A 24,682-nucleotide genomic window follows, 5' to 3' on the forward strand; every position below is an offset into this window, starting at 1 on the left:
CAATTAAACCATAGTATAACTTTATAATCTAATCATATGAAAAAAGTAATAAAATGTAGCAATCTAAAGGTATTAGCGTTGCTATTAATTCTATTAGGAAGTTCTGAAATTTATGCACAATACGGTTATGGTAATAACGGTTATGGATCAAGTAGTGGCTACGGTAATGGTAGGCAAAGAAGTTCTATACCTCAGGCACAAACACCTGCCGAACCACCAAAACCTAAAACTGCAGAAGAATTGGTTAATGACGAAATGCCAAGAATTTCTGAGGCGCTTGCACTAAATGAATTTGAACAGGCTGTATTAAGTTCTGTTTTAAAGAAATATGTACAAGAGCGTATAGAAGCTCAAATATTGAAGCTTCCGCCAGAAAAAATGGCTGAAGTATATGAGAATATTACTAAAAGGCAAGATGAAGAATTAAAAGCAGGCTTACCATTAGAAAAGTATGAAGGTTTTGTTGCACTACAAAAAGATGGTGTTTCAAAAACTTTAAAGAAGAATAAAAAGAAGAAAAAACGAAAGAAATCAAAAACTGACTAAATGAAACAACTTTTCCCTTTACTCCTACTCCTAGCACTATCATTCAATTACACATATAGTCAACGACCGGGAGGAGACCGGGAAAGAGGTCCAATTGTTATTACAGGTAAGGTTGTTGACAAAGATGACAACCTACCTTTAGAATATGCTACACTAGTGCTACAAAGTGTAAATAACCCAGATCAAATTACTGGCGGCATTACAGATATTGATGGTAATTTCAAGGTAGAAGCATCACCTGGCAAGTACAATATCTCTATAGAATACATTTCATACAAAACGTATAAACTACCTAATCAAACTTTAAGAGAATCAACAGACTTAGGCACCATTAAACTTGCTTTAGATGTAGCCCAATTAGAGGCAGTAGAAGTAGTTGGTGAAAAGACAACAGTAGAAGTTCGTCTAGACAAAAAGATTTATAATATTGGTAAAGACTTAACCAATAGTGGTGCAACCATTACCGACGCCCTTAATAATGTACCATCTGTTGATGTAGATGTTGAAGGTGCCATAAGTCTGCGAGGTAACGAGAATGTTAGAATACTAATTAATGGTAAACCATCCGCTCTTGCTGGGTTTGGATCTACTGACGCGCTAACCCAACTTCCTGCAGATGCTATTGAAAAGGTTGAGGTAATTACGAGTCCGTCTGCACGATACGACGCCGAAGGTACAGCTGGTATTTTGAATATTGTTCTTAAAAAAGAAAAAACACTTGGTTTCAATGGTTCTGTAAATACTACAATAGGCTACCCTGTTAATAGCGGTATCTCAGTAAATGCCAATTTGCGTACAGACAAATTCAACTTATTCAACACTACAGGTTACAATTACAGAGACGCGCCAGGTAATGCGTTTTATGACAACACCTACTCTTCTGGTACTTATGACAGAATTATTGAAGACAGAGAATATAATAGGCTTCGTAAAAGTTTCAATACAAATTTAGGCTTAGAGTATTTTTTAACCGAATCATCATCTGTTACCGGTAGCGTATTTTATAGAACATCTGACAGTGAAGATGAAACTGGTAATACCAACCAAAGGTTTATCAATAATGCTTTAAATAGTGAAACATTTAGAACTGAAGATGAAAATGAAGATGACGAAAACTATCAATTCTCGTTAAATTATGTAAATGACCTTGATGAGGACGGACAAAAATTAACGGTAGACCTTCAGTATTCTAAGGGTAATGAAGATAAATTTTCTATTATTCAAGAAAATAACACTTTACCGAACGATGATTTAATCGTTTTGGAGAATGTTTATGAAAAAGAAACTGATAATGAATATTTAGTGCAGGCAGATTACGTGCTACCTATGGGCGATGCTCAATTTGAAGTTGGCTATAGAGGTACTTTTGAAGAAACAGGTACAAACTACCGTTTAGACTCTTTAAATCAAGTTACCGGACAGTTTAATATTAATGAAGATCTTACCAACTTATTTACCTATACTGAAAATGTAAATGCCTTATATACCCAGTACGGAAATAAATTTGGGAAGTTCTCTTTTCTATTAGGACTACGATTAGAGAACACGCAATTAAAAGGTGAACTAACTTCACTTTATGACTCCAGCGAATTAGAAGATCAATTAGGTGTAGATGTAGATGCTAATTTTGATAAAAACTACTTAGGTCTTTTCCCTACCGTAAATTTGATTTACGAATTAGCAGAAAATGAAAATATCACTTTAGGCTACAACAGAAGGATAAACAGACCAAGAGGTAGATATGTAAATCCTTTTCCTTCTAGATCAAGTAGAACAAATATTTTTCAAGGTAATCCAGATTTGAACCCGGCATTTTCAAATGCTTTTGATGTGGGTTATTTAAAAAGATGGGATAAATTAACTTTAACTTCTTCTATTTATTACCAAAGAGAAACAGACTCTTTTGAGCGTGTTCAAGAAGAAACGGGACAAACAACCACTGATGGTATAGAAATCATTAGATCTATTCCTATAAACCTATCTACTAACAACAGAATAGGTGTTGAAGCTGGGGTACTATATAGTGCAGCAAAATGGTTACGTTTAAATTCTAGTTTTAATTTCTTCCAGTTCTCTACAGAAGGTGACTTTAATGGTGTCGATTATGGTACTACCAATACTAGTTGGTTTGCAAGATTTAGCTCTAAAGTCTCATTACCTGCAAAGGTAGATTGGCAAACGAATGCATTCTATAGAGGTCCGTCTTCTACAGCACAAACAGAAAATGGAGGAATATTCTCTTTGAACTTAGCCTTCAGTAAAGATATTTTGAATGATAATGGAACACTATCTCTTAATGTAAGTGACTTATTAAACTCTAGAAAAAGAAGCTCTTACACAGAAACAGAGTTCTTTACCTCAGATAGTGAGTTTCAATATAGACAACGTCAAATAACAATGGGCTTTGTCTATCGTTTCAACCAACCAAAAGAACGTAACAGAGGTTCTAGAGGAAATGGTGGCGATGAAGGTGGAGAAGAAATTGAAGGATAAAAAACGGTTATAACAAGACACAAAAAAAAGGAGCCAATAGGCTCCTTTTTTTATACTGTATTATTTATGCTTCTCTTGCGGCTTTTTTCTTGTCGCGTCTTTCTTTCAATAATTCTATAATGTTACCTCCTAACCAGTAAGGAACAACGAATAATAACAAAAACATCATTAGCCAAAAACCAATGGTTAATATGGTTAAAAAAGCTAAAAATCCTAAATATTGGTCAAAATCAAACATATCTTATTACTTATATATTGCAAAGATACCATAAACGAATTATTTTTTGCAAACGTTCTGCAAAATTAATTTCAATAATCTCAACAATGTTCTCACAATTAAAATAAATGTAAACCTTATTTTTGAAGTTATAAAATAAGTTAACTTAAGATTCATTAAAATATACTATTATGAAATTTAGAATCGAGAAAGATACTATGGGTAATGTCGAAGTTCCCAAAGACAAATATTGGGGAGCGCAAACGGAACGTTCTCGTAACAATTTTAAAATAGGTCCAATAGCCTCAATGCCATTAGACATTGTTTATGGTTTTGCCTATTTGAAGAAATCTGCAGCTTATGCTAACTGTGAGCTTGGTGTTTTAGCAGCGGAGAAAAGAGATTTAATTGCACAGGTTTGCGAAGAGATTTTAGAAGGCAAACTAGATGACCAGTTTCCTCTAGTAATTTGGCAAACAGGTTCTGGTACTCAAAGTAACATGAACGTTAATGAAGTTGTTGCAAACAGAGCACATGAAATTGCCGGTAAAGTAATCGGTGAAGGCGAGAAAACAATTCAGCCGAATGATGATGTAAACAAATCGCAATCATCAAATGACACCTTCCCTACAGGTATGCATATTGCAGCTTACAAAAAAATTGTAGAAGTGACCATACCAGGTGTTACTCAGTTACGAGATACTCTTCAAAAAAAGGTAATTGAATTTAAAAATGTAGTTAAGATAGGTCGTACGCATTTAATGGATGCTACTCCCCTAACCTTAGGTCAAGAATTTTCTGGTTACGTATCTCAATTAGACCACGGTCTAAAAGCGTTGAACAATACACTGGCGCATTTAAGTGAATTAGCACTTGGAGGAACTGCGGTAGGTACTGGATTAAATACGCCAGAAGGATATGATGTTTTAGTAGCAAAGTATATTGCAGAATTTACAGGTTTACCTTTTATTACTGCAGAAAATAAGTTCGAAGCACTTGCTGCACATGATGCAATTGTTGAAAGTCACGGTGCATTAAAGCAATTGGCGGTTTCTTTAAATAAGATAGCGAATGATATTAGAATGATGGCATCAGGACCACGTTCAGGTATCGGTGAAATCATTATTCCTGCAAATGAGCCAGGTAGTTCGATTATGCCAGGAAAAGTAAATCCTACGCAATGTGAGGCTCTTACTATGGTATGTGCACAAGTTATGGGTAACGATGTTGCCATTAGCGTTGGTGGTACACAAGGGCACTACGAACTAAATGTATTTAAACCAATGATGGCTGCCAATATTTTACAATCGGCACAGTTAATTGGTGATGCTTGTGCAAGCTTTGAAGAGCACTGTGCAGCTGGCATTGAACCAAATCATGAAGTAATCAAGCAATTATTGAACAACTCATTGATGTTGGTTACCGCTTTAAATACTAAAATAGGATATTACAAAGCTGCAGAAATCGCAAACACTGCACATAAGAATGGTACAACCTTAAAAGTAGAAGCAATCAACTTAGGTTATGTTTCTGCAGAAGATTATGACGAATGGGTAAAACCAGAAAATATGGTTGGTAGTTTAAAAGACTAAAACCAAATTAGTAGAAATGAAAAATGGCGACCAATTGGTCGCCATTTTTTATATGTAATAAGGTAATCTTACTTCAACATGAATTTAGAAGTACCCAATAATTTTAATTGATCGTCATAAACGTTCACCATGTAATTACCATCTTTGAAATCACCAGAAGGCTTACTGATATAATCACATACATCTAAAGACTTGTTCTCAAAGTAGAAACCAGTTTGCTTACTGTAAGTAATTGAAGCTCCGTTATCGTTAGTCATAGAATTACTACCACCAAGAACATTACCTTGAGGATCTAATACCTCAATAAAAAACTCTCTATCACCAGCTTGTGCAATTACGTTATCAGCAACAGTAAAACAGATTTTAAACTTGTCAGTTGCTTTAGCTCTTTGTGTAGAAACTAATTTACCACTGTTACGTTCTTTTACTGCATCAACATTAAACTTAGATAAGTTCAAAGCAGAACCTTTTTCAACTACTTGAGCCAAGTTTGTGTTTTGTACTACTAAAGAATCATTAAAAACAGTTTGCTTTTCTAATTCCACATACGTACTATCACGTTGCATAGAAATTGCAGTATTTGAACGAGTCAACGAATCAACTTGCTTTAATAATTGTTGTCTTTCAGCTTTAAGAACACCAACTTGTCTTCTGTATCTAGATAAAGATCCGATATCAGCTTTCATAGTTCTTACAGAGTCGATATATTTTGCAATATTATCTCTCGCGCTTACTAATTCTTCGTTAGTTGCATTGCTCTCTAAAATAGCCTTGTCATATTCAGATTTTAAGCTATTTAAATCTTCTACTACCAATTCTTTCTCTTTAGAAAGAACAACTTCGGTCTTCTTTTTATCTTGGTAAAGACTTACTGTGTAAATGATAGTACCTAAAAGCACAACACCTAAAAGAGCGGTCAAAACTTTTAAGCCATTGTTGTTTTTTGTTTCAGTCATAATTGTAAATTTAATAAAGTGTCTGTTTGTTCAGTTTATATACGTGGTAATTCAAATTTTAGATTTTTTAATGTTAAAATAATTTCTAAACCTTGGCAAGGACTATATAATATGATATAACTTAGATGACATCTATAACATTAACTAGAAATCATGCTTACCATTGTACCTTACGAGCCTAAATATACTCAAAAGTTTAAAGACTTGAATATCGCTTGGATTACTGAGTATTTCAAGGTTGAAGCGAAAGATAAGGAGTTATTAGAACATAGTCAATCTACTATTATCGATAAAGGCGGATTTATCTTCATGGGATTATGGAATAATGAACCTGTAGGATGCTTTGCTTTGATAAAAAAGACCGATAATCGTTTTGAATTAGGTAAGATGGCGGTGGACAAAACGCATCACGGATTGCAGATAGGGCAAAAAATGCTAACCCATGCCATTAATTTTTCTAAAAATAAAAACTAGGAAACACTTGAACTATATTCTAGCACTAAATTAGATACCGCGCTGCATATATATAAGAAATTCGGATTTAAAAATATCCCTCTAGAAGATAATTTGGAGTACCTTCGATCCGATATTAAAATGGAACTAACACTTTAAACGTAACATAATGAGAATAAAAGAATTGCTTGTTTTACTATTCACTGTAACTATAGCTTTTTCATGTAAAGAAGTTAAGAAATCAGATACCGAGATTGATTCTTCAGCAGAAATTGAGGAAAACAAATCAGTAACCGATATCATTAAAGAGCGTAAATCTGATGAAATTGAAATCATACCTATAGAACATGCAACCGCTGTCATCGAATGGAACGATGTAGTCATCTACATTGACCCTACAGGAGGAGCTGCTTCATTTGAAGGTCAAAAAAACCCTACTTTAATACTGATTACAGACATACACGGTGATCATTTAAGTGCTGAAACCTTAGATGCTTTAGACACTTCAAATACCACATTTGTAGTACCACAGGCTGTTGCCGATGAGTTACCTAAAAAGTATGCTTCGCAATTAGAAATTATGGAAAATGGTACTAGCAAAAAATTAGCCGGAATTACAATCGAAGCAATACCTATGTATAACCTACGAAAAGAAGCGCTTAAATTTCATACAAAAGGTCGTGGCAATGGTTATGTTCTAAACATTGATAATGAGCGAATCTATTTTTCTGGTGATACTGAAGACATTCCTGAAATGCGTTCGTTAAAAAATATTGACAAAGCTTTTGTATGTATGAATTTACCATACACCATGACGGTTGAAAGCGCTGCTTCTGCAGTATTAGATTTCAAACCAAAGCAGGTATACCCATACCACTATAGAGGTAAACCAGATGTAAGCGATGTTGCTAAATTCAAACAATTGGTAGATGCAGGTAATCAAGATATTGAAGTAGTACAATTAGATTGGTACCCTAATGACGAATATTAATGTTAGCTGTTAGCTGTTAGCTGTTAGCTGTTAGCTGTTAGCTGTTAGCTGAAAATAAAAAAGCCCGCAATTGCGGGCTTTTTCTATATAAATATTTGATTATCTAATCAGCTTCTTGTACTTGATTCGTTTCGGCATTAGATCTCCGCCCAAACGTTTCTTTTTACTCTCTTCATAATCAGAGAAAGAACCTTCAAAGAAGTATACTTGAGAATCACCCTCAAAGGCTAAAATATGTGTGCAAATACGATCTAAGAACCATCTATCATGCGAAATTACTACTGCACAACCTGCAAAGTTTTCTAAACCTTCTTCTAAGGCACGTAATGTATTTACATCTAAATCATTGGTAGGCTCATCTAATAGAAGAACGTTTCCTTCTTCTTTTAATGTCATTGCTAGGTGTAAACGGTTACGCTCACCACCAGATAACATATTAACCTTTTTATTTTGCTCACTACCCGTAAAATTAAATCTACTTAAATAAGCACGAGAGTTCACCTGCTTACCGCCCATCATTACCATCTCTTGCTCATCACTGAAATTCTGCCAAATGGTTTTTTCAGGATCGATATTAGAGTGACTCTGATCAACATAAGCAATCTTGGCAGTTTCACCGGTTTCAAACTCACCTTTATCGGGAGTTTCTTCACCCATGATCATTCTAAAAATAGTGGTCTTACCAGCACCATTCGGACCAATAATACCAACAATACCAGCTTGTGGTAATTTAAAGTTCAAATCTTCGTAGAGTAATTTATCATCAAAAGCTTTACTAACTCCTTTTGCTTCAATTACATTGGTACCCAAACGAGGTCCGTTCGGAATATAAATTTCAAGTTTTTCATCAAGCTGTTTTTGATCTTGACTCATTAACTTATCGTAATTATTAAGACGAGCTTTCTGTTTTGTCTGTCTTCCTTTTGCACCTTGACGTACCCATTCAAGCTCTCGCTCTAAAGTTTTCTGTCTTTTAGAAGCCGTTTTACTCTCTTGAGCCATACGCTTCGATTTTTGATCTAACCAAGAAGAGTAGTTTCCTTTCCAAGGAATACCTTCTCCTCTATCCAATTCAAGAATCCATCCGGCAACATTATCCAAGAAATATCTATCGTGCGTTACGGCAATTACAGTTCCTTTATATTGTGCTAAATGATGCTCTAACCAATGTACAGATTCTGCATCTAAGTGGTTGGTAGGTTCATCTAATAATAAGATCTCAGGCTCTTGAAGCAATAATCTACATAAAGCAACCCTTCTTCTTTCACCACCTGATAGTACAGCAATCTTCTTATCCGGCTCTGGCGTACGTAAAGCATCCATGGCAATTTCTAACTTGGTATCTAATTCCCAAGCATTGGCAGCATCAATTTTATCTTGTAATACAGCTTGTTGATCCATCAACTTCTGCATTTTGTCAGGATTCTCATAAACTTCTGGGAGTCCGAACATGTCGTTTATCTTATTGTACTCATCAAGAATAGCAACAGTTTCTGCTACACCTTCTTTTACAATCTCTAAAACGGTTTTGTTTTCATCCAATTCTGGTTCTTGCTCTAAGTACCCGACATTGTAACCAGGAGAGAAAACAACATCACCTTGAAAGTTTTTATCGACTCCTGCAATGATTTTCAGTAATGTAGACTTACCAGAACCGTTTAAACCTAAGATACCGATCTTGGCACCATAGAAAAAACTTAGGTATATGTTCTTTAAAACTGGGGTATTCGCATTTTTATAGGTTTTCGTAACTCCTGACATGGAGAAGATTACCTTCTTATCGTCTGACATAAAATTATAGTGTTTAGTGAAATATTAAAGCTTACCAGAAAAATTCACTGGTGGCAATAAAATATATTATACTCTACCTTTAAGTGCATTAAACACCCAAGCAATAGCAAAAAAGCCTATACCTACAGATGCAAAACCCCACCCTGCAACATCATCATAGCGAAAAGCACCTAATGCAATTAGAGCTAGACCTACAAAAATCATAATAAAAGTTGCCCAAGAGAGCACGGTATTCTTGTTCATTTTCGAATCAATTAAAAATTAAGCGAACATCAAATATCGTAAATTTTAAGATATTTGTCCACTATTACCCCTGCTATTATTCAAACGGGAACACAATTCCTGTTTTTTCACGAACGGAATCCATAATCTCAATTAAATCTAAACTATTTTGATGAGACCATAATTCGCTTTCCTTCTTGCCTGAATTCAAACATTCGTGAACTTCTTCAATCTCATGAACATAGCCTTTGCCCATTTTACCGACTTCATTAGAAGTTGATTCACCATCTTTCTCTATAGTGTATCCCGTAGTTTCATGCCATCTGGGGTGTATGAATATAGAACCTTCGCTACCAGCAATTTCCGCCTTCTTTTCTGAATTAGAATTGAGTCCGCTATACAATATAGCCTGAGCATTATCATAATTAAAAATCATGCTGCACTGCACCTCGACTCCCGTTTTATAAAAATTCGCGATCGCTTTTATATCCTTGGGTTTTCCTAACATTAAATAAGCTAAAAATATAGGGTAGATTCCGATATCTAATAAAGAACCTCCAGCAAGATCTGCATTCAACAATCTTCCTTTTTCATCCCTATCCAACGCATAAAAAGCAAAATCGGCATGTAAATATCCTACTTCACCTATAGCACCATTAGCAACTAATTCTTTTACCTTTTTAATAGTTGGGTTAAAACGTGTCCATAATGCTTCCATCAGAAAAACATTATTTTCTTTAGCAACAGCAACCATTTGCTCCACTTCAGTTTTATTTACACCCATTGGTTTTTCGCATAGTACAGCATTACCAGCTTTCATTGCTGCAATGCTTAAATCTGCATGCGATGTATGTGGCGTTGCCAAGTAAATGATATCTACCGTACCGCTATTAAATAACGCTTCATAGCTACCGTAAGCATTTGATGCACCATATTCATCGGCAAAATCTTGAGCTTTCTCTAAACTTCTAGAAGCCACAGAAACCAATTTACCGCCATTTACCAAAGCTAAATCTTTAGAAAAACTATGAGCAATGTTCCCTGCCCCTACAATACCCCACTTAATCATACTTTTTGTTTTTGTTGCATGAACACCAAAATTAACTCCTTATCTTTATCGAAAGAAAAGAAATTATATAGAATGGATTTAAAATTCAATCAAAACGAAGATAGGAATAAGTTGTTATTATCAGACCTTAGAAGAAAGCTTAATGAGGTTTATTTAGGCGGAGGAAAAGCCAAAATAGCCAAGCAGCATGACCAAGGTAAAATGACCGCCAGAGAGCGTATTGATTATCTTTTAGATCCAAAAGCCGAACAAGTAGAAGTCGGAGCATTTGTAGGTGACGGCATGTACAAAGAACATGGCGGATGCCCTTCTGGCGGAGTTGTTATCAAAATCGGCTATGTTAAAGGAAGACAATGTATTGTTGTTGCCAATGATGCAACGGTTAAAGCCGGAGCGTGGTTCCCTATTACAGCCAAGAAAAATTTAAGAGCACAAGAAATAGCCATTGAGAATAAACTTCCAATAATATACTTGGTAGATAGCGCAGGAGTGTACTTGCCTTTACAGGATGAGATTTTTCCTGATAAAGAACACTTTGGTCGCATATTTAGAAATAACGCCATCATGAGCAGTATGGGTATTACCCAAATATCTGCTGTTATGGGTAGTTGTGTTGCCGGTGGTGCATATTTACCGATTATGAGCGATGAAGCGCTAATTGTAGATAAAACCGCTAGTATATTTTTGGCAGGTAGCTATTTGGTAAAAGCTGCTATTGGCGAAAGTATTGATAATGAAACTTTAGGCGGAGCTACTACACATTGTGAAATTAGCGGAGTAACCGATTATAAAGCAAAAGATGATGCAGCGGCTTTAGATACCATAAAGAATATTATGGATAAAATTGGTGATTTCCCCAAAGCGGGATACAACCGCAAGAAAAGCTTGAAGCCAAAAGAAAATCCGGATGATATTTACGGAATACTACCAAGCTCTAGAGCTGAGCAATACGATATGATGGAAATCATTAAGCGTTTGGTAGACGATTCTGATTTTGAAGAATATAAGGCTGGCTACGGACAAACCATTTTAACAGGTTATGCTCGTATAGACGGATGGGCTGTTGGTATTGTTGCCAACCAAAGAAAAGTAGTAAAAAATGCAAAGGGTGAAATGCAATTTGGCGGAGTCATCTATTCTGACTCCGCAGATAAAGCAACCCGTTTTATCGCGAACTGCAATCAAAAGAAAATTCCGTTAGTCTTTTTACAAGATGTAACCGGTTTTATGGTAGGTAGCAAAAGTGAACATGGTGGAATCATAAAAGATGGTGCAAAAATGGTTAATGCGGTAAGTAATTCCGTTGTTCCAAAATTCACAATTATAATTGGTAATAGTTACGGTGCTGGTAATTATGCCATGTGCGGTAAAGCTTATGACCCAAGATTAATTGTTGCGTGGCCAAGCGCAGAACTAGCTGTAATGAGTGGTAACTCTGCCGCTAAAGTATTGCTACAGATTGAAAAAGCTTCTTTAAAAAAGAAAGGTGAAACTATTACTGAAGAAAAAGAAAAAGAGCTTTTTGATACTATTAAGCAACGGTACGACAATCAAGTTTCTCCGTATTACGCGGCTTCTAGATTATGGACAGATGCCATCATAGATCCTAAAGACACCCGTAAATGGATATCTATAGGTATAGAGGCTGCAGACCATGCACCTATTGAAAAGCCTTTTAATATGGGGGTTTTGCAGGTTTAATGTAAACCAAAGCAATTAAGAGATTATCAATTTTTATATATTCATAAAAAAACACCCACAATATACTTTAAGTATAATGTGGGTATTTTTTTATCTATAGACCATACCGGCTATTTTTGGTCAGACAGGCAAAAGAGTTTAGTTAGCAACCATACTTGCGGCATTTGAAACTGAAAACAATTGTTGATTTATATTTCGTAGACCTAGTTTAAAAACCTTTGTTTCTTTTCGTTGCGATGCACTACCGTAGTTATAATATACAGTAGCTTTCAAATATGTTGGAGTCAAGCTTTTGTTACCTAAATAGGTAGCATTAACCAACCAAGTACCACGAAGCGTATCATCTATTAAATATTCTTCACTAGAGAAACCTGTGCGTTTTTCGCTTTGAATTCTCTCAGCATCCGCTACTAGAGAATGTTCACTTTTGTAGTATCGCTTTTCGGGGTTTACAAATTGCAATTCAAACTCAGCCTCGCTATCGCTCCATTCAAAAACCAACCGTGTTCCTTTAAAATCATCATCAATCTTAATTTCATTCACCTTATCTGTTGAAACTAAATCAGCGCCTTTTAAGGATATTAAATTATTTAGATCGCGGTCCATTATGGTTTTTACTTGCTCTTCTTTTTCCAGTAATTCTTCTGCCAACAAATAATCATAACGCAAGTACATGGCTGCCGATTTTTGGCTTAAGCCAAGTTCTCTATAACTATTGGCTAAATCTAAATAAGACTGGGCGTAGTCTGCCCTAAGTGTATACACATCTTCATATAATTTATTTGCCTCTTTAAACTTTCCTTCTGCCTGATATATGTATGCTAGCGATTTCAATGCTAAAGGATTTCCGCTTAGAACTCTATCATTATCCTGAATAATCATGTCTGCGAATTCTTGATTTTTCCATTTGTTCGAAAAATAATCATAGGCATCTAAAACGTAGTAATAAGAGCTACTATATTTTTTGATTTGCTCTGCATAAATAGCTTTTGCTCTTTCTTCTGTATTGGCACTTAAAAGCTCATTCAAGTACAATGGTTTATCTTCTTTAAAATCAACCGAACTCAATGCTAAATTATCATATTTATTATTTTTAACTTTTGCATAATCAATAGGTTTACCATCTACCGTTCTAGAATATGCACTAGCTTTGGTGTTAATCACAATAACGCCACCAGCTCCTATAGATCCATATCTTGTAGTCATAGCTAGATTGTTTAAAACAGCCAATCGCTTAATAGCAGCGGGTGCTATCCAAGTAGGAGTTTGTGTTAATACCTGTCCATCAACATCATAAACAGCAGGTGGAGCTTGACTAACGGAATTTAACCCTCTAATATATATTAGACCTCCATATACGCAATCCCCTACAACGTTTACTCCTGGAAACTCATTTTTCATTAAATCAAGAATACAAATACCAACATCATTAATTTGATTTTCTTGTAAAAACCTAATTTTGCCTGGTGCAGTCTCGCTATCTAGAATACCATATGCCGTTTTTATAAGGTTTGGGTTATAACTATACTCTTGTTGCAGCTCATTCTGTGATTTTCTATTACTACCTTTTACAGTAACCTCATCTAGTTGATGTATCTCCTGACTCATTTCTATATTCAATATACGCGTAACGTCTTCAACTAGAATTTGGACATCATTTAGACCTGGGTATGTATATTGAATGACATCTCTTGCCTCAGCTGATATCTGGTATACTCCGTTTGCATCGGTTGTAGTTGCTATATCTGAATTTATAATAGAAATCTTGACATTTGCCAAGGGGGCATCCATTTGGGTGATTTTTCCTTTGACAATATTACTTTGAGCATTTACAAATGTGATAGAGAAAATAAGTATTATTAAAAATGATTTCATAGCTCTAAATTTACATTTAAAGCTACAAAAATTATTCCATAACTTATATTATCAATCATTTAAAGAAATTCAATTCTACCTTAACAACATACAATATTTATGTAAAAAAACTTAATCTCCCTGTTGCCCTTTCACCCTTGGTATCAACAAAAGTTCTGTCTGTCTTCCATTTACATATCTAAAACCTTCTTCACCATAAAAACCGGCTTCTTCGAGCATAATACGTATATCTCTATTCCATTCAGGAATGTTGATGGTTGTATTTAATTCAATAGCATAAACTGTATTTGGATTCAATGTATAATTTTCACCATCATCGCGCATAACGCCACCTTGAGAATCCCACATACCTATTGTTGTACCCGCAGAATGACCATATAAGCCAAGTGGATGCGTATATATAGATGGTTTTAACCCTGCTGCTTTAGCCTCCTTTAATGATTTTGCTAAAATGTCATTACCAGACCTGCCTTTAATCATGTTAGCCGTAAGAAAGTCTTGTAATCTATTACCATCTTTAAGTCCGTTTACCAAATAATTTGGAGCTACAGTTTCTTCTGGTTTAAGAACATATGCCAGTTCTTGACAATCTGTGTTTAGACGTAAGTATGTAATTCCGAAATCGCAATGCACTAAGTCGCCGGGTAGAATCACCATATCATCTGGTTTATCTGCAAATGAATAAAATTCATTTGCTTTATCTTTTTCGCTTCGTTGTACATCTACTGTTGGGTGAAACCAAGTTTCCAATCCTAAATCTGTTACTTTTTGACGCATCCACCATACCACATCTGAGGTTGTTGTAACACCAGGCGTAATTACTTTCTCAGAAAAAGCTTCTGCTATAATATCATGTGTAATATCAACTAGTTGGTCATAAATAACCATTTCACGTTCAGATCTTGTTTCGATCCAACGAACGGCAAGTTGCTCTGCAGAAGTTACTTTTGAAGTATATTTTTTGGGCAAGTTTGCCATGAACTCTTCATAATCTGTTTTTACCAAACCATCGGCAATATTATGGTCTGTAGAATAATTGAGTCCGATTTTCTTCGGATTTCTTTCTGATATCAACTGCATTAATCGTGTCCACTGATTTGGCTCTTTCTCCTTATCCCAAGCAGAAACAATATTCTTACCAACATTATAACGGGCAACGGCCAACTTCTCTATAGTATTCTTCGCCCTATCTCTATAAAACAATAGAATAGTTCTTCTACGAGCATTCAACCACGTAGCCGGAAGCATCGTCTTAATTACTGGATCTTCGTTATATTCTCTTGAGATAACCACCCACATATCTAAATCTGCGGCATCCATAAGTTCAGGAAGCAGATTATTAAAACGGTCGTCTAAAATTTCATCAATTACCCGTGCTCTTTCTTTTTCATTTAGAATTTGTTGAGCATTAATTTCACCTATAAAAATTAGGCAAACAAAAAGGAATAGTTTTTTCATGAGTGTTGTTTGGTTTAAGCCTTGAAAATACAAAATAACACACATTCGAAATAAACTATTGCTCTAAAATCAATTGATTTTTACAATTTGAATAATATCAATAGTTGTCTGTTACCAATTTCTCATTCATGCTTTTAACCAACCTAATAAATTCTGCTCTGTATCCATTTTTATCTTCACCCCTACCATTCTCTGCCAATTCAATGACATTATTAAAAGTTGTTTTATTTATAAATGCGGACTTTCGTAATTGCTGACCGAATAAAGCAACGGCTGCGGTGAATTGAAAGTCTTTTGACATTTCTTTAGTATTCGCATTTTGAACATGTACCAATTCTATACTCTTATTTCCATCAGGTTTTTTGTATCTGAATTTCACGGTAAACAACTCATCAGAAAACCCCGTATTGCTAATAGTATTGGTATACTTTAATTCTGGTATTTCTTTATTATATGCTGATGTTACTCCTACCTCTATTATCTCATACAAAGCGTTTACCTTATGTCCGCTGCCCAGCTCACCTGCATCTTTGGTATCATCAATAAAATCTTCATCTGCCAATAATCTATTTTCGTAACCAATTAGTCGATACGATTTTACTTTTGCAGGATTAAACTCTACCTGTAGCTTTACATCTTTTGCAATGGTAAACAAAGTACCACCAAACTCCTTCCCAAATAACTTCTGAGCTTCTTGCATGGTATCAATATAACCATGATTTCCGTTTCCTTTATCTGCCAAAGTTTCCAACTTAGAATCCATGTAGTTACCCATTCCGAAACCTAATACAGAAAGAAACACTCCCGATTCGCGTTTTTCAACAATCAAATCTTCCATGTCTTTATCGCTAGAAAGCCCAACATTAAAATCGCCATCTGTTGCGAGTATCACTCTATTGTTACCATTTTTCTTAAAATGTTTCTCTGCCAATTTGTAAGCTAATTGAATACCTTCTCCACCAGCTGTAGAACCGCCAGCCTCTAAGTTATTTAGAGCGCTCATGATTTTCTCCTTATTATTACCAGATGTAGGTTCCAAAACAACACCGGCTGCACCTGCATAAACAACAATGGAAACCCTATCTTTTTCTCTTAACTGATTTACCAATAGTTTAAATGCGGATTTCAATAACGGTAATTTGTTACCTGCGGACATGGAACCAGAAACATCTATAAGAAAAGTAAGATTAGATGCCGGTAATTCTTCATTCAAGTATTCTTTACCCTGCAAACCAATACGCACTAGTTTGGTATTTACATTCCAAGGAGTTTGTGCTACTTCGGTGTTTACAGAAAAAGGATGTTCGTCTGTTGGTTGCGGATAATCATAATCAAAGTAATTAATCATTTCTTCAATCTTAACTGCATCTACAGGAACCTCTTTTCCATTATTTATGAATCTTCTAATATTGCTGTATGCCGCTTTGTCGACATCTATGGAAAAAGTAGATAGCGGATTTACGGCCACATTCTGAAATTGATTTTCAGTGATTTGTGCATAATTCTCTTCTTCTTCAATTACATAATTACCTTTTACCGTATGTATTACGATACAGCCATACTTGGCATCAGCCCCATACAGACTCTTCGCTTCAGAAGCTTTAAGTTCTTTTCTACTATCAATATTTTCACTTTTTAAGCTTTGAACAATTGAATTGTATTGCTTTTCAATAGGAATACCATCTACAATATATAGCGGACTGTTCACTTTAGTGCCAACATTTTTATTTTTTACAGAACGTACTCCACGAATAGTGACTCCACTTACTTTACCTTGTAAGGCTCTACTAATATTGGATTTAGGAGATTGCATATTAACCATTGCAACTGAGCCCGTAACATGACGACGCTTTTGAATACCATAGCCAGAAACTACAACCTCTTCTAATATTTGAAGATCTTCTTCAAGTGAAACATTAATAACCACTGAATCTCTGATCTTTACAATTAGATTTTTACAGCCTATATATGAAAATGTTAGCTCAGCTCCTTTTGATATTGTTATGGCATAGTGTCCGTCAAAATCTGTTTGTGTACCATTGGTCGTTCCTTTTTCCATAACATTTACACCAGGCATAGGGTCACCTGCATGATCAGAAACAGTACCACTAATTTTAACTTGCTGAGAAGACAATAGCATACTACAGAACAGAAAGAATAGGAAAGTTGCATTTTTCATAATAATTGGTTTAAAGTTTGAGCAATAAACCTATTAAGAAAGAAGCTTTTAAAAAACGAAAAATGAGTGAAGGGTGCTTTAGAATGAGGGAAGTTATGACTTCAATAAGGTCATGGTTTCTTTCCGCTTAACCTTTCCACTATCAGTACGTAAGAATACCGGAATCGTTTTAATTTTACGTGGCACTTCGTACTTAGATAAAAGAGGACTTGAAGTAATTTTCTTTAATACATCGTTTTCTATAACTGTACCTTCTATAACCAATACTAATTGATCGCCTAGTTTTACGTCTGGTAAAGAAGTAACAAAAAAAGGTTGATTTATACTATTCGAAAGTTTAGCCTCTATCTGCTCGGGACTAAGTTTAATTCCGCCAGAATTAATTACATTATCAAATCTGCCTAACCACTTAAACTCAGTTTCCGAAATCAATTCAATAACATCATTAGTAACCACAGTTACATCTGAAATCTTTGGTGCATTAATTACCAAACACCCTCTTTCATCTTTAGATATTTCAACGTCTGGTAAAATAGAAAAAGGCGCATCATCTGCCACACCATTATTCAAAGGCTTGATTGCAATATGCGTTATGGTCTCCGTCATGCCATAGGTCTCATAACTAGCGTTGGCTATACTTTTCATTTCTTTTCTCAATGAGATAGAGATAGGAGCACCACCAATAATTAACTTATGTAGTAATGAAAGCTTAGGCAATGAATTAAGTACTTGCAAGGGAACCATTGCTCCAAAATCAAAAGACCTTTTACTATTTTCTAACGGATTTGAAGTAGGTTCCACAAAATGAATATCTAACCCCAAAACCATAGCCCTAACCAACATCATTTTACCAGCGATATAAGTAGCAGGCAAACATAATAAAGCAGAAGATTTTGGTGATAAATTAAAATAGCTACCTGTTGCCAAAGCACTATTCTCCATTTGTACTTTCTTTAAAACAATAGTTTTTGGAGTACCCGTAGAACCAGAGGTCTGTACCGAAATTGTAGATGAATCACCTATCCAATCTAAAAGAAATTCACCAATGTGCTTTTCGAATTCTTCGCCTTCTTTAATTAGACTATAACTTACCTCTGTTAAATCGGCAAAAGAAATAGATCTACCATGAATGGAAAAACTTGGGTGTACTGAAGCTTTATACATTGTACTAATTATCTAGTTTCAGAAATTCTTCTTCAGATAACACCTTTCCCGTTAATTTCTCTTTCCAGTTGGTCCAGCCATACTTTTTTGAAAAGATTATTAATAGAATAGGGAAAACTATAAATACTGGCACCAAAACATCCCAACCCAAAATTGGATCAGAAACATCCCTATACAATGAATCAGTTTGAAAAGCAGTCCAATCAGCAGTCAATAATAACGCTCCAATTAAATTATTAGCGGCATGAAAACCTAAAGCAAGTTCTAGACCTTCATCCATTAGGGTTATAATACCAAGAAAAAAACCAGTACCTATATAGTATATCATTATACCATAACCCAGTTTCTCTACTTCAGGATTTCCCAAATGCATTAATCCAAATAATACAGAAGTAACAACTAAAGGTACCCATCTATTTTTTGTAGCAATACCCAATCCTTGCATCATATGACCTCTAAACAAATACTCCTCAAAGCTAGTTTGTAAAGGAATTAGGATTATTCCAATTAAAGCCAAACTTAAAAATGGCATCAACTTGAAATTAAATAGGTAATCCTCTGGAGATAAATAAATACCTACGAAAGTTAAAACTATAGTTATCAGTCCCCAAATACCAAAAGCAAAAAACACTCTTTTCCAATCTATTTTTTTTCTGGATGTTGTTAAACTAGTAATGCTTTGAGAATGCACTAATTTTGTCCATCCTAGCACCACAAATAGACCTACAGCCAATGGAACAAGTAAAATAATTAATACAAGATTAGAGCCCAAGCTAGCTATCATTTGCGCCATACTGTCCTCTACACTAACTGGTGATAATATTATAGCGATATAGTTCAATATCATAAAGCCAATAAAACAACCGGGAATAATTAAATATTTCCATAAACCTAAATCACCTTTATACCCCTGTTCTATATACATATACTTTCAATTAAATTTGTATTCCATTTTTTAGAGCTGCTATAAAACAAACCTCCATTATCAACCTCTAACGGACTCTCAATATTATTCGTAAAAAGAGATCCGGTACCTAAGCCTTGCGGCATTTTATTATTAAGGGTTGCCGTCCACTGTGCAATGGCATTTAAACCTATATTACTTTCTAATGCACTTGTTACCCACCAGTCAATATTATTTTTTTCTGCAATAGAAATCCATTCACTACTTCCTGCAAAACCACCTACCAAACTAGGTTTCAGAATTATATATTGTGGTTGTATGGTTAGTAGTAACTCTTGCTTTTTTGTTACATCTGTGACGCCAATTAATTCTTCATCTAAAGCAATCGGCAAAGGTGTATTGTTACAAAGCCTTTTCATTTCTTCAGTTTGCCCTTGCTTAATTGGCTGTTCTATAGAGTGCAAATCGAGTTTCGATAATGTTTCTAATTTAGATAAAGCTTCTTGTGGAGAAAATGCTCCATTGGCATCTACACGTAATTCTATAGCTTCTTTTGAATAACGCTCTCTAATAGATTTTAGCAATGCTATTTCAGTATCAAAATCAATAGCTCCAATTTTCATTTTTATACAAGAAAAACCTCCCTTTAGCTTCTCTTCTATTTGCCGATGCATAAACTCCTTATCACCCATCCAAACCAACCCGTTAATGGATATCGGTTTTTGGTCATTTAAAAAACTAGATTCAAAAAGATGAAAAGGATTTTTAGAACGCAACGATATAAAAGCCTGCTCTAGACCAAATTGAATACTGGGGAAATTTTGTAACTGTTTTAGTAATTCGATTTCACCCAAATTAATATTCTCTGAAACCCACTCACATTTATCTTCATATCCAGGAACATCATCAAAACTAAGACCTCTAAAAAGTCCGCATTCACCGACACCCCATTTTCCTTCATCTTCCAAAAAGAGAAACCAAGTTTCTTTGGTTCGAAGAATTCCTCTAGAAGTTCCACTAGGGTTTTTAAAGTTTAGGAGATACTTTTTAAATGTTGCCTTCATAATATCCCCCAAATTTAACTATATTTTGAGTTTAAATACGACGGAATGGCTAGTATAGAAAATAAGGTGATTTGGGTAACAGGTGCATCTTCGGGAATAGGAGAAGCGTTGGCATATCAGTTAAACGAACTTGGAGCTAAAATTATACTTTCTGCAAGAAGAGCAGATGTTCTTTTGGAAGTAAAAGGCAAATGTAAATTTCCTGAAAATGCAACAATACTTCCTTTAGATTTAATAGTATTCGACTCGCTAGAAAGCATTACCGAAACGGCTATATCAATCTACGGCAAAATAGATATTTTAATTAATAATGGCGGACTAAGTCAACGCTCACTTATCATTGATACTAAATTTGAAGTGTATCAACAAATGGTAGATGTTAATTATCTGGGTACTATAAAGCTAACAAAACATCTTCTACCCTATTTCATAGCTCAAAAAGGTGGTCATTTCGTTACTGTCACCAGTTTAATGGGTAAATTCTCCTCTCCGTATCGTTCGGGTTATTGCGGCGCAAAACATGCACTACATGGCTTCTTTGACGCCTTACGTATGGAACATGAGAAAGACAATGTCAATGTATCAATCATTTGCCCAGGATTCATACAAACAAACGTTGCTAAAAATGCATTAACCGGTGATGGGTCTGCTTTACAAAAAGAAGATAATGCTACAGAAAACGGAATGCCCGTTAACGATTGTGCAAAAGAGATTATCTCTGCAATTAAAAAGAAAAAATTTGAAACCTATGTCGGCGGAAAAGAGAAATTCGGAATTTACCTTAAAAGATTCTTCCCTAAACTACTACATAAAGTGGTTATGAAAAGTAAGGTTAGATAACCTTATTTAAAATTAAACCAAAAACGAACTCCGTCTTGTGTTTTATCAGTTTTCAATGAAGTCTGAAGTTGATTAGCCAATCGGCTCATTAAACGAATACCCATAGAAGAACTAGCGCGTTCATCTGAATCTTCAGGTAAACCAATACCATTATCGGTATACTCAAAGAAACCTTCTTGACCAGCTATTTTTCGTAGATGGATGTATATTTTACCATCGCTATCATCATTCGGAAAAGCATATTTAAATGAATTAGAAACCAATTCATTTAATATAAGTCCGAACGGAATTGCCCTATCAATATCTAATTCTACACCTTCTGCATCGATAGTTATATTAATACTATGACCGCCTTTTTTATAAACAGACTGAATACTGTTAATCAAACTTTCAATATACCCTTGCATCTCAATTACCGATAAGTCATCGTTTTGATATAATTTCTGGTGTATTAACGCCATCGCCTTCACTCTACTCTTACCTTCTTCTAATGCAGCGATTGCCGCCTTACTTCGAGTATTTTTAGTTTGTAAACTCAATAAACTAGAAACCATTTGTAGGTTGTTTTTAACCCTATGGTGAATTTCTTTAAGCAAAGAATCTTTCTCTACCAATGAGTTTTCAATGATAAATTTCTGCTCGGCAATCAAGCGTTGGTTTTTGATACTCTTTAAGTAAGCGTATACCAAACCTGCAAAACCAATAAGTGTAAATATTAAGGATACGAACACCAAACTAATTTTATCATCTCTAGCCTTAATATCTTTTTTAGACTCTTCTAACTGAGCTTTCTGCTGCTCTATCGCTTTTCTAGAATTCTCTAAATCTTGAGCAACAACAGAAGTCAATTGTTGGTTTTTGATATTAGATGCCAATGCATCGATAGAATCTCTAATTCTGATATTCTTTTTAAGGTAAACTGTAGAATTTTTAAAATCACCAGTTTTAAAATAGTAATCGGCATAAATCCTATTACGCTTTAAAATATTATCTGACTTTATAGGGTTAAGGTCGTCACTTAAATAATCTGTTGCTTTGGCGTAATCATCTAATTTCAAATAACATTCTGCCAAGGCAAGTGTATTCTCTATTATATCTGAAGAAAATTTACTTTTATTATATTTTTTGATGATTTCTCTACTCTCTTCTAAAAACGGAATAGCCTTTTCGTATTCACCAAGCTGCACGTGACTTTTACCGATATTACCTATAATCAATCCGTTTAGAATTCTGCCATCTGCAATCTCCTTATCAGAATGCTCATTGGTTACATCACTTAGAAAAACCTTTATGAGTCCCTCTGCTTTCTTAAAATAACTCAATGCAGTTGATGTAGACTTATCTAATCTTAGATAATTACCAATGGTATTGTTATAAATAGCCTGACCATAGTAATCATCATCTTTAAGTACTTTTTTCTCTTCGATCATATAATCACGCATAGCCTTTCTATACTGACCTAAACTCGCGTAAATATCATAAAAGGCAACCTTATCGGTTAATCCTAATTCGCGTTTTACCCTTCTAATCTCTATTTGCTTGTCGTACAATTCTAGCATAGCATAATTATTATCTAATATGCTTAGAATATTCTGCTTAGACTCTACATCTAACTTTAATAAATTATCATATAGTGGTCTGGCAATTGCTAGACTTCTCTCGTAGTTACCCAAATCATAATAGATTTGAGATTCTATAAGTTGGTAGTTTCGTATGGAAATTGAATCTTTTGTTTTTTCAGAACTGTTTAAATAAACTTTTACAGTATCTAACCAATCGTACGGAGAATTTTGATTGTAGCGGTTGGGAGTATTAAAAAAGAAGAACGAACGTAGTTCACCATTCTCTAAATCTTGAAATTGTTCGTAATAATCTTCATTCTGAGTTTCTACATCGTCTTGCGCAAAACCAAGGCACATAAATACACCAAAAATCAAAGTGCACAATAATCTCAAAATAAAGGGTTTTTTCATATCTCAATAAAAGCAGAGTCAAACTTATAAATTAAAGCCGATTCTACTAAATTTTTGTTGTAAGCCATCATTAAATGATTTTCAAATAACCTAAAGCTCAAAAAGCGTGTTCTACGTACTTTTTACTATATCATTAAAAATTGAAGCTTATTATGGTTTAAAATCAAATTCTAGACGAAAAGCTATCCAATTATTAATATCTCAAAATTATAAATAAGCCATACGTATCAGGATTATTTGTTGTGTAACCCTCAATTATTGTTGTGAAACGATTTTAGCCTACATAACTATGTATTTGAACGGTAAAAAGATACACTTTATCGATGAATAAATGCATTTCATCTGAGGTAAAAGCAAAAAAAAACACCTTAAAAAGGTGTTTTTTTAAATATGGTAACTCGGATTAGGAATTCATAGCCGAGATTATAAACTCTTTAAAATCTTTAGAGATTGGGATCAACGTATTATTGATCATAATATCTTTAGAATTAATAGCATCAATATGATCCACATTTACAATGTATGATTTATGTGCTCTGTAAAACTTATTCTGTGGTAACTTCTCTAAATAATCTTTTAATGGTGAACGTACCAAAAACTTTTTATCTACAGTATTTACTTCTAAATAGACGTTGTCAGCTTTGATAAATTGAATATCACCAAATTGTATTCTGTAATAAAGGTGTTGCTTCTTAACGAAGATAGAATCCTTTAAAATAGAATTAGACATTGCTACATCTTCCGTATTGGTATCATTGACAGCTCCATTATTTGCCGCAGTCTGTTTACCGTAAATGAAGTTGGATAAAGCAATTTCAATAGATGTATATAAATCTTGTTGTTCAAAAGGCTTTACCAAATAACCATTAGGTTTTACAGTTTTAGCATTTTCAACTGTTGCACGATCAGAGTTAGATGTTACGAAAATAAAAGGAATATCGTAATTCTCTCTAATGTGTTTACCCAAATCAATACCCGTTTTATCAGAAGCTAAAATGATATCAATTAGAACTAAATCTACCTGTTGGGTTTTTAAAACTTCAACAGCCTGTTCATAAACAATTACGTTGTCAACTATTTCATATCCTATTTCCTCTAGCATAGACTGCATATCATCAGCGATGATCACATTATCCTCAACAATTAGAATTTTTATGGGTTGTTCCAAGGTTTAAATTGGTTTGTGGGTTATAA

Annotated in this window: 20 protein-coding genes; 7 read left to right on the forward strand and 13 right to left on the reverse strand. The window is 34.5% G+C overall.

The genetic code is table 11. The annotated features are described in order from the left end of the window. Positions 1–36 precede the first annotated feature (36 nt). Together QSV08_RS08225 and QSV08_RS08230 are read left to right on the forward strand one after the other, a co-directional pair. Positions 37–546 carry a hypothetical protein gene (locus QSV08_RS08225; RefSeq protein WP_324027916.1) on the forward strand — a complete coding sequence of 170 codons (510 nt, stop codon included), beginning with the start codon at positions 37–39 and terminating at the stop codon, positions 544–546. Beyond that, positions 547–3,039: a TonB-dependent receptor domain-containing protein gene (locus QSV08_RS08230; RefSeq protein WP_324027917.1), complete on the forward strand. Its 2,493-nt coding sequence runs from the start codon at positions 547–549 to the stop codon at positions 3,037–3,039. A 64-nt stretch (positions 3,040–3,103) separates the two neighbouring features. Here QSV08_RS08230 and QSV08_RS08235 read toward each other — a convergent pair whose 3' ends face one another. Continuing rightward, entirely contained in the window at positions 3,104–3,277 is a 174-nt protein-coding gene (locus QSV08_RS08235) for a hypothetical protein (protein WP_091609002.1), read from the reverse strand. Positions 3,278–3,447: 170 nt separating this feature from the next. Here QSV08_RS08235 and fumC point away from each other — a divergent pair, with 170 nt between their 5' ends. Continuing rightward, positions 3,448–4,848 carry a class II fumarate hydratase gene (gene fumC / locus QSV08_RS08240; RefSeq protein ID WP_324027918.1) on the forward strand — a complete coding sequence of 467 codons (1,401 nt, stop codon included), beginning with the start codon at positions 3,448–3,450 and terminating at the stop codon, positions 4,846–4,848. 68 nt (positions 4,849–4,916) lie between these two features. Here fumC and QSV08_RS08245 read toward each other — a convergent pair whose 3' ends face one another. Then, positions 4,917–5,804: a hypothetical protein gene (locus tag QSV08_RS08245; RefSeq protein ID WP_324027919.1), complete on the reverse strand. Its 888-nt coding sequence runs from the start codon at positions 5,802–5,804 to the stop codon at positions 4,917–4,919. 153 nt (positions 5,805–5,957) lie between these two features. Between QSV08_RS08245 and QSV08_RS08250 the strand changes: the two genes are divergently transcribed. Both QSV08_RS08250 and QSV08_RS08255 read left to right on the forward strand, forming a co-directional pair. Next, positions 5,958–6,278: a GNAT family N-acetyltransferase gene (locus QSV08_RS08250; protein WP_324027920.1), complete on the forward strand. Its 321-nt coding sequence runs from the start codon at positions 5,958–5,960 to the stop codon at positions 6,276–6,278. A gap of 148 nt (positions 6,279–6,426) precedes the next feature. Continuing rightward, positions 6,427–7,248 (forward strand): MBL fold metallo-hydrolase, encoded by an 822-nt coding sequence (locus tag QSV08_RS08255; RefSeq protein WP_324027921.1) that lies wholly within the window; start codon positions 6,427–6,429, stop codon positions 7,246–7,248. A 99-nt stretch (positions 7,249–7,347) separates the two neighbouring features. On the opposite strand, the gene ettA is transcribed toward QSV08_RS08255, so the two are convergent. From ettA to QSV08_RS08270, 3 genes are all read right to left on the reverse strand, one after another. After that, positions 7,348–9,039 carry an energy-dependent translational throttle protein EttA gene (ettA, locus tag QSV08_RS08260; RefSeq protein WP_324027922.1) on the reverse strand — a complete coding sequence of 564 codons (1,692 nt, stop codon included), beginning with the start codon at positions 9,037–9,039 and terminating at the stop codon, positions 7,348–7,350. Between the two features lie 66 nt (positions 9,040–9,105). Beyond that, positions 9,106–9,282 (reverse strand): CAL67264 family membrane protein, encoded by a 177-nt coding sequence (locus QSV08_RS08265; protein ID WP_091904100.1) that lies wholly within the window; start codon positions 9,280–9,282, stop codon positions 9,106–9,108. Between the two features lie 76 nt (positions 9,283–9,358). After that, positions 9,359–10,330 (reverse strand): Gfo/Idh/MocA family protein, encoded by a 972-nt coding sequence (locus QSV08_RS08270; protein ID WP_324027923.1) that lies wholly within the window; start codon positions 10,328–10,330, stop codon positions 9,359–9,361. Positions 10,331–10,402: 72 nt separating this feature from the next. Here QSV08_RS08270 and QSV08_RS08275 point away from each other — a divergent pair, with 72 nt between their 5' ends. Further along, entirely contained in the window at positions 10,403–12,031 is a 1,629-nt protein-coding gene (locus QSV08_RS08275) for an acyl-CoA carboxylase subunit beta (RefSeq protein WP_324028357.1), read from the forward strand. 138 nt (positions 12,032–12,169) lie between these two features. On the opposite strand, the gene QSV08_RS08280 is transcribed toward QSV08_RS08275, so the two are convergent. The 6 genes from QSV08_RS08280 to QSV08_RS08305 all read right to left on the reverse strand — a co-directional run bounded on the left by QSV08_RS08280 (position 12,170) and on the right by QSV08_RS08305 (position 20,675). Continuing rightward, the gene (locus QSV08_RS08280; RefSeq protein ID WP_324027924.1) at positions 12,170–13,906 is read right to left on the reverse strand and encodes a carboxypeptidase-like regulatory domain-containing protein; all 1,737 of its coding nucleotides are present in this window, start codon (positions 13,904–13,906) and stop codon (positions 12,170–12,172) included. 111 nt (positions 13,907–14,017) lie between these two features. Then, positions 14,018–15,364, reverse strand: a complete 1,347-nt coding sequence (locus QSV08_RS08285; RefSeq protein WP_324027925.1) for a M24 family metallopeptidase — start codon at positions 15,362–15,364, stop codon at positions 14,018–14,020. Between the two features lie 97 nt (positions 15,365–15,461). Continuing rightward, a complete protein-coding gene (locus QSV08_RS08290; protein ID WP_324027926.1) occupies positions 15,462–17,543 on the reverse strand; it encodes a vWA domain-containing protein in 2,082 nt (693 codons plus the stop codon). Positions 17,544–17,636: 93 nt separating this feature from the next. Continuing rightward, the gene (locus QSV08_RS08295) at positions 17,637–18,707 is read right to left on the reverse strand and encodes an AMP-binding protein (RefSeq protein WP_324027927.1); all 1,071 of its coding nucleotides are present in this window, start codon (positions 18,705–18,707) and stop codon (positions 17,637–17,639) included. Between the two features lie 4 nt (positions 18,708–18,711). Then, positions 18,712–19,632 (reverse strand): CPBP family intramembrane glutamic endopeptidase, encoded by a 921-nt coding sequence (locus tag QSV08_RS08300; RefSeq protein WP_324027928.1) that lies wholly within the window; start codon positions 19,630–19,632, stop codon positions 18,712–18,714. Further along, positions 19,623–20,675, reverse strand: a complete 1,053-nt coding sequence (locus tag QSV08_RS08305) for an o-succinylbenzoate synthase (RefSeq protein ID WP_324027929.1) — start codon at positions 20,673–20,675, stop codon at positions 19,623–19,625. The genes QSV08_RS08300 and QSV08_RS08305 overlap by 10 nt, the downstream gene beginning before the upstream one ends. 45 nt (positions 20,676–20,720) lie before the next feature. On the opposite strand from QSV08_RS08305, the gene QSV08_RS08310 reads away from it, so the two are divergent. Further along, the gene (locus QSV08_RS08310; RefSeq protein WP_324027930.1) at positions 20,721–21,515 is read left to right on the forward strand and encodes an SDR family oxidoreductase; all 795 of its coding nucleotides are present in this window, start codon (positions 20,721–20,723) and stop codon (positions 21,513–21,515) included. 2 nt (positions 21,516–21,517) lie between these two features. Here QSV08_RS08310 and QSV08_RS08315 read toward each other — a convergent pair whose 3' ends face one another. Both QSV08_RS08315 and QSV08_RS08320 read right to left on the reverse strand, forming a co-directional pair. After that, positions 21,518–23,488 (reverse strand): sensor histidine kinase, encoded by a 1,971-nt coding sequence (locus QSV08_RS08315; RefSeq protein WP_324027931.1) that lies wholly within the window; start codon positions 23,486–23,488, stop codon positions 21,518–21,520. 403 nt (positions 23,489–23,891) lie between these two features. Continuing rightward, complete coding sequence (locus tag QSV08_RS08320) at positions 23,892–24,656, reverse strand: LytR/AlgR family response regulator transcription factor (protein ID WP_324027932.1); 765 nt, start codon at positions 24,654–24,656, stop codon at positions 23,892–23,894. Positions 24,657–24,682: the final 26 nt, after the last annotated feature.

Origin of the sequence: Maribacter sp. BPC-D8 (assembly GCF_035207705.1) — a bacterium.
Classification (GTDB): domain Bacteria; phylum Bacteroidota; class Bacteroidia; order Flavobacteriales; family Flavobacteriaceae; genus Maribacter.

Coding starts and splice junctions, on each gene's coding strand:
- QSV08_RS08225 (WP_324027916.1), top strand. CDS start 37: ATGAAAAAAGTAATAAAATGTAGCAATCTAAAGGTATTAGCGTTGCTA.
- QSV08_RS08230 (WP_324027917.1), top strand. CDS start 547: ATGAAACAACTTTTCCCTTTACTCCTACTCCTAGCACTATCATTCAAT.
- QSV08_RS08235 (WP_091609002.1), bottom strand. CDS start 3,277: ATGTTTGATTTTGACCAATATTTAGGATTTTTAGCTTTTTTAACCATA.
- fumC (WP_324027918.1), top strand. CDS start 3,448: ATGAAATTTAGAATCGAGAAAGATACTATGGGTAATGTCGAAGTTCCC.
- QSV08_RS08245 (WP_324027919.1), bottom strand. CDS start 5,804: ATGACTGAAACAAAAAACAACAATGGCTTAAAAGTTTTGACCGCTCTT.
- QSV08_RS08250 (WP_324027920.1), top strand. CDS start 5,958: ATGCTTACCATTGTACCTTACGAGCCTAAATATACTCAAAAGTTTAAA.
- QSV08_RS08255 (WP_324027921.1), top strand. CDS start 6,427: ATGAGAATAAAAGAATTGCTTGTTTTACTATTCACTGTAACTATAGCT.
- ettA (WP_324027922.1), bottom strand. CDS start 9,039: ATGTCAGACGATAAGAAGGTAATCTTCTCCATGTCAGGAGTTACGAAA.
- QSV08_RS08265 (WP_091904100.1), bottom strand. CDS start 9,282: ATGAACAAGAATACCGTGCTCTCTTGGGCAACTTTTATTATGATTTTT.
- QSV08_RS08270 (WP_324027923.1), bottom strand. CDS start 10,330: ATGATTAAGTGGGGTATTGTAGGGGCAGGGAACATTGCTCATAGTTTT.
- QSV08_RS08275 (WP_324028357.1), top strand. CDS start 10,403: ATGGATTTAAAATTCAATCAAAACGAAGATAGGAATAAGTTGTTATTA.
- QSV08_RS08280 (WP_324027924.1), bottom strand. CDS start 13,906: ATGAAATCATTTTTAATAATACTTATTTTCTCTATCACATTTGTAAAT.
- QSV08_RS08285 (WP_324027925.1), bottom strand. CDS start 15,364: ATGAAAAAACTATTCCTTTTTGTTTGCCTAATTTTTATAGGTGAAATT.
- QSV08_RS08290 (WP_324027926.1), bottom strand. CDS start 17,543: ATGAAAAATGCAACTTTCCTATTCTTTCTGTTCTGTAGTATGCTATTG.
- QSV08_RS08295 (WP_324027927.1), bottom strand. CDS start 18,707: ATGTATAAAGCTTCAGTACACCCAAGTTTTTCCATTCATGGTAGATCT.
- QSV08_RS08300 (WP_324027928.1), bottom strand. CDS start 19,632: ATGTATATAGAACAGGGGTATAAAGGTGATTTAGGTTTATGGAAATAT.
- QSV08_RS08305 (WP_324027929.1), bottom strand. CDS start 20,675: ATGAAGGCAACATTTAAAAAGTATCTCCTAAACTTTAAAAACCCTAGT.
- QSV08_RS08310 (WP_324027930.1), top strand. CDS start 20,721: ATGGCTAGTATAGAAAATAAGGTGATTTGGGTAACAGGTGCATCTTCG.
- QSV08_RS08315 (WP_324027931.1), bottom strand. CDS start 23,488: ATGAAAAAACCCTTTATTTTGAGATTATTGTGCACTTTGATTTTTGGT.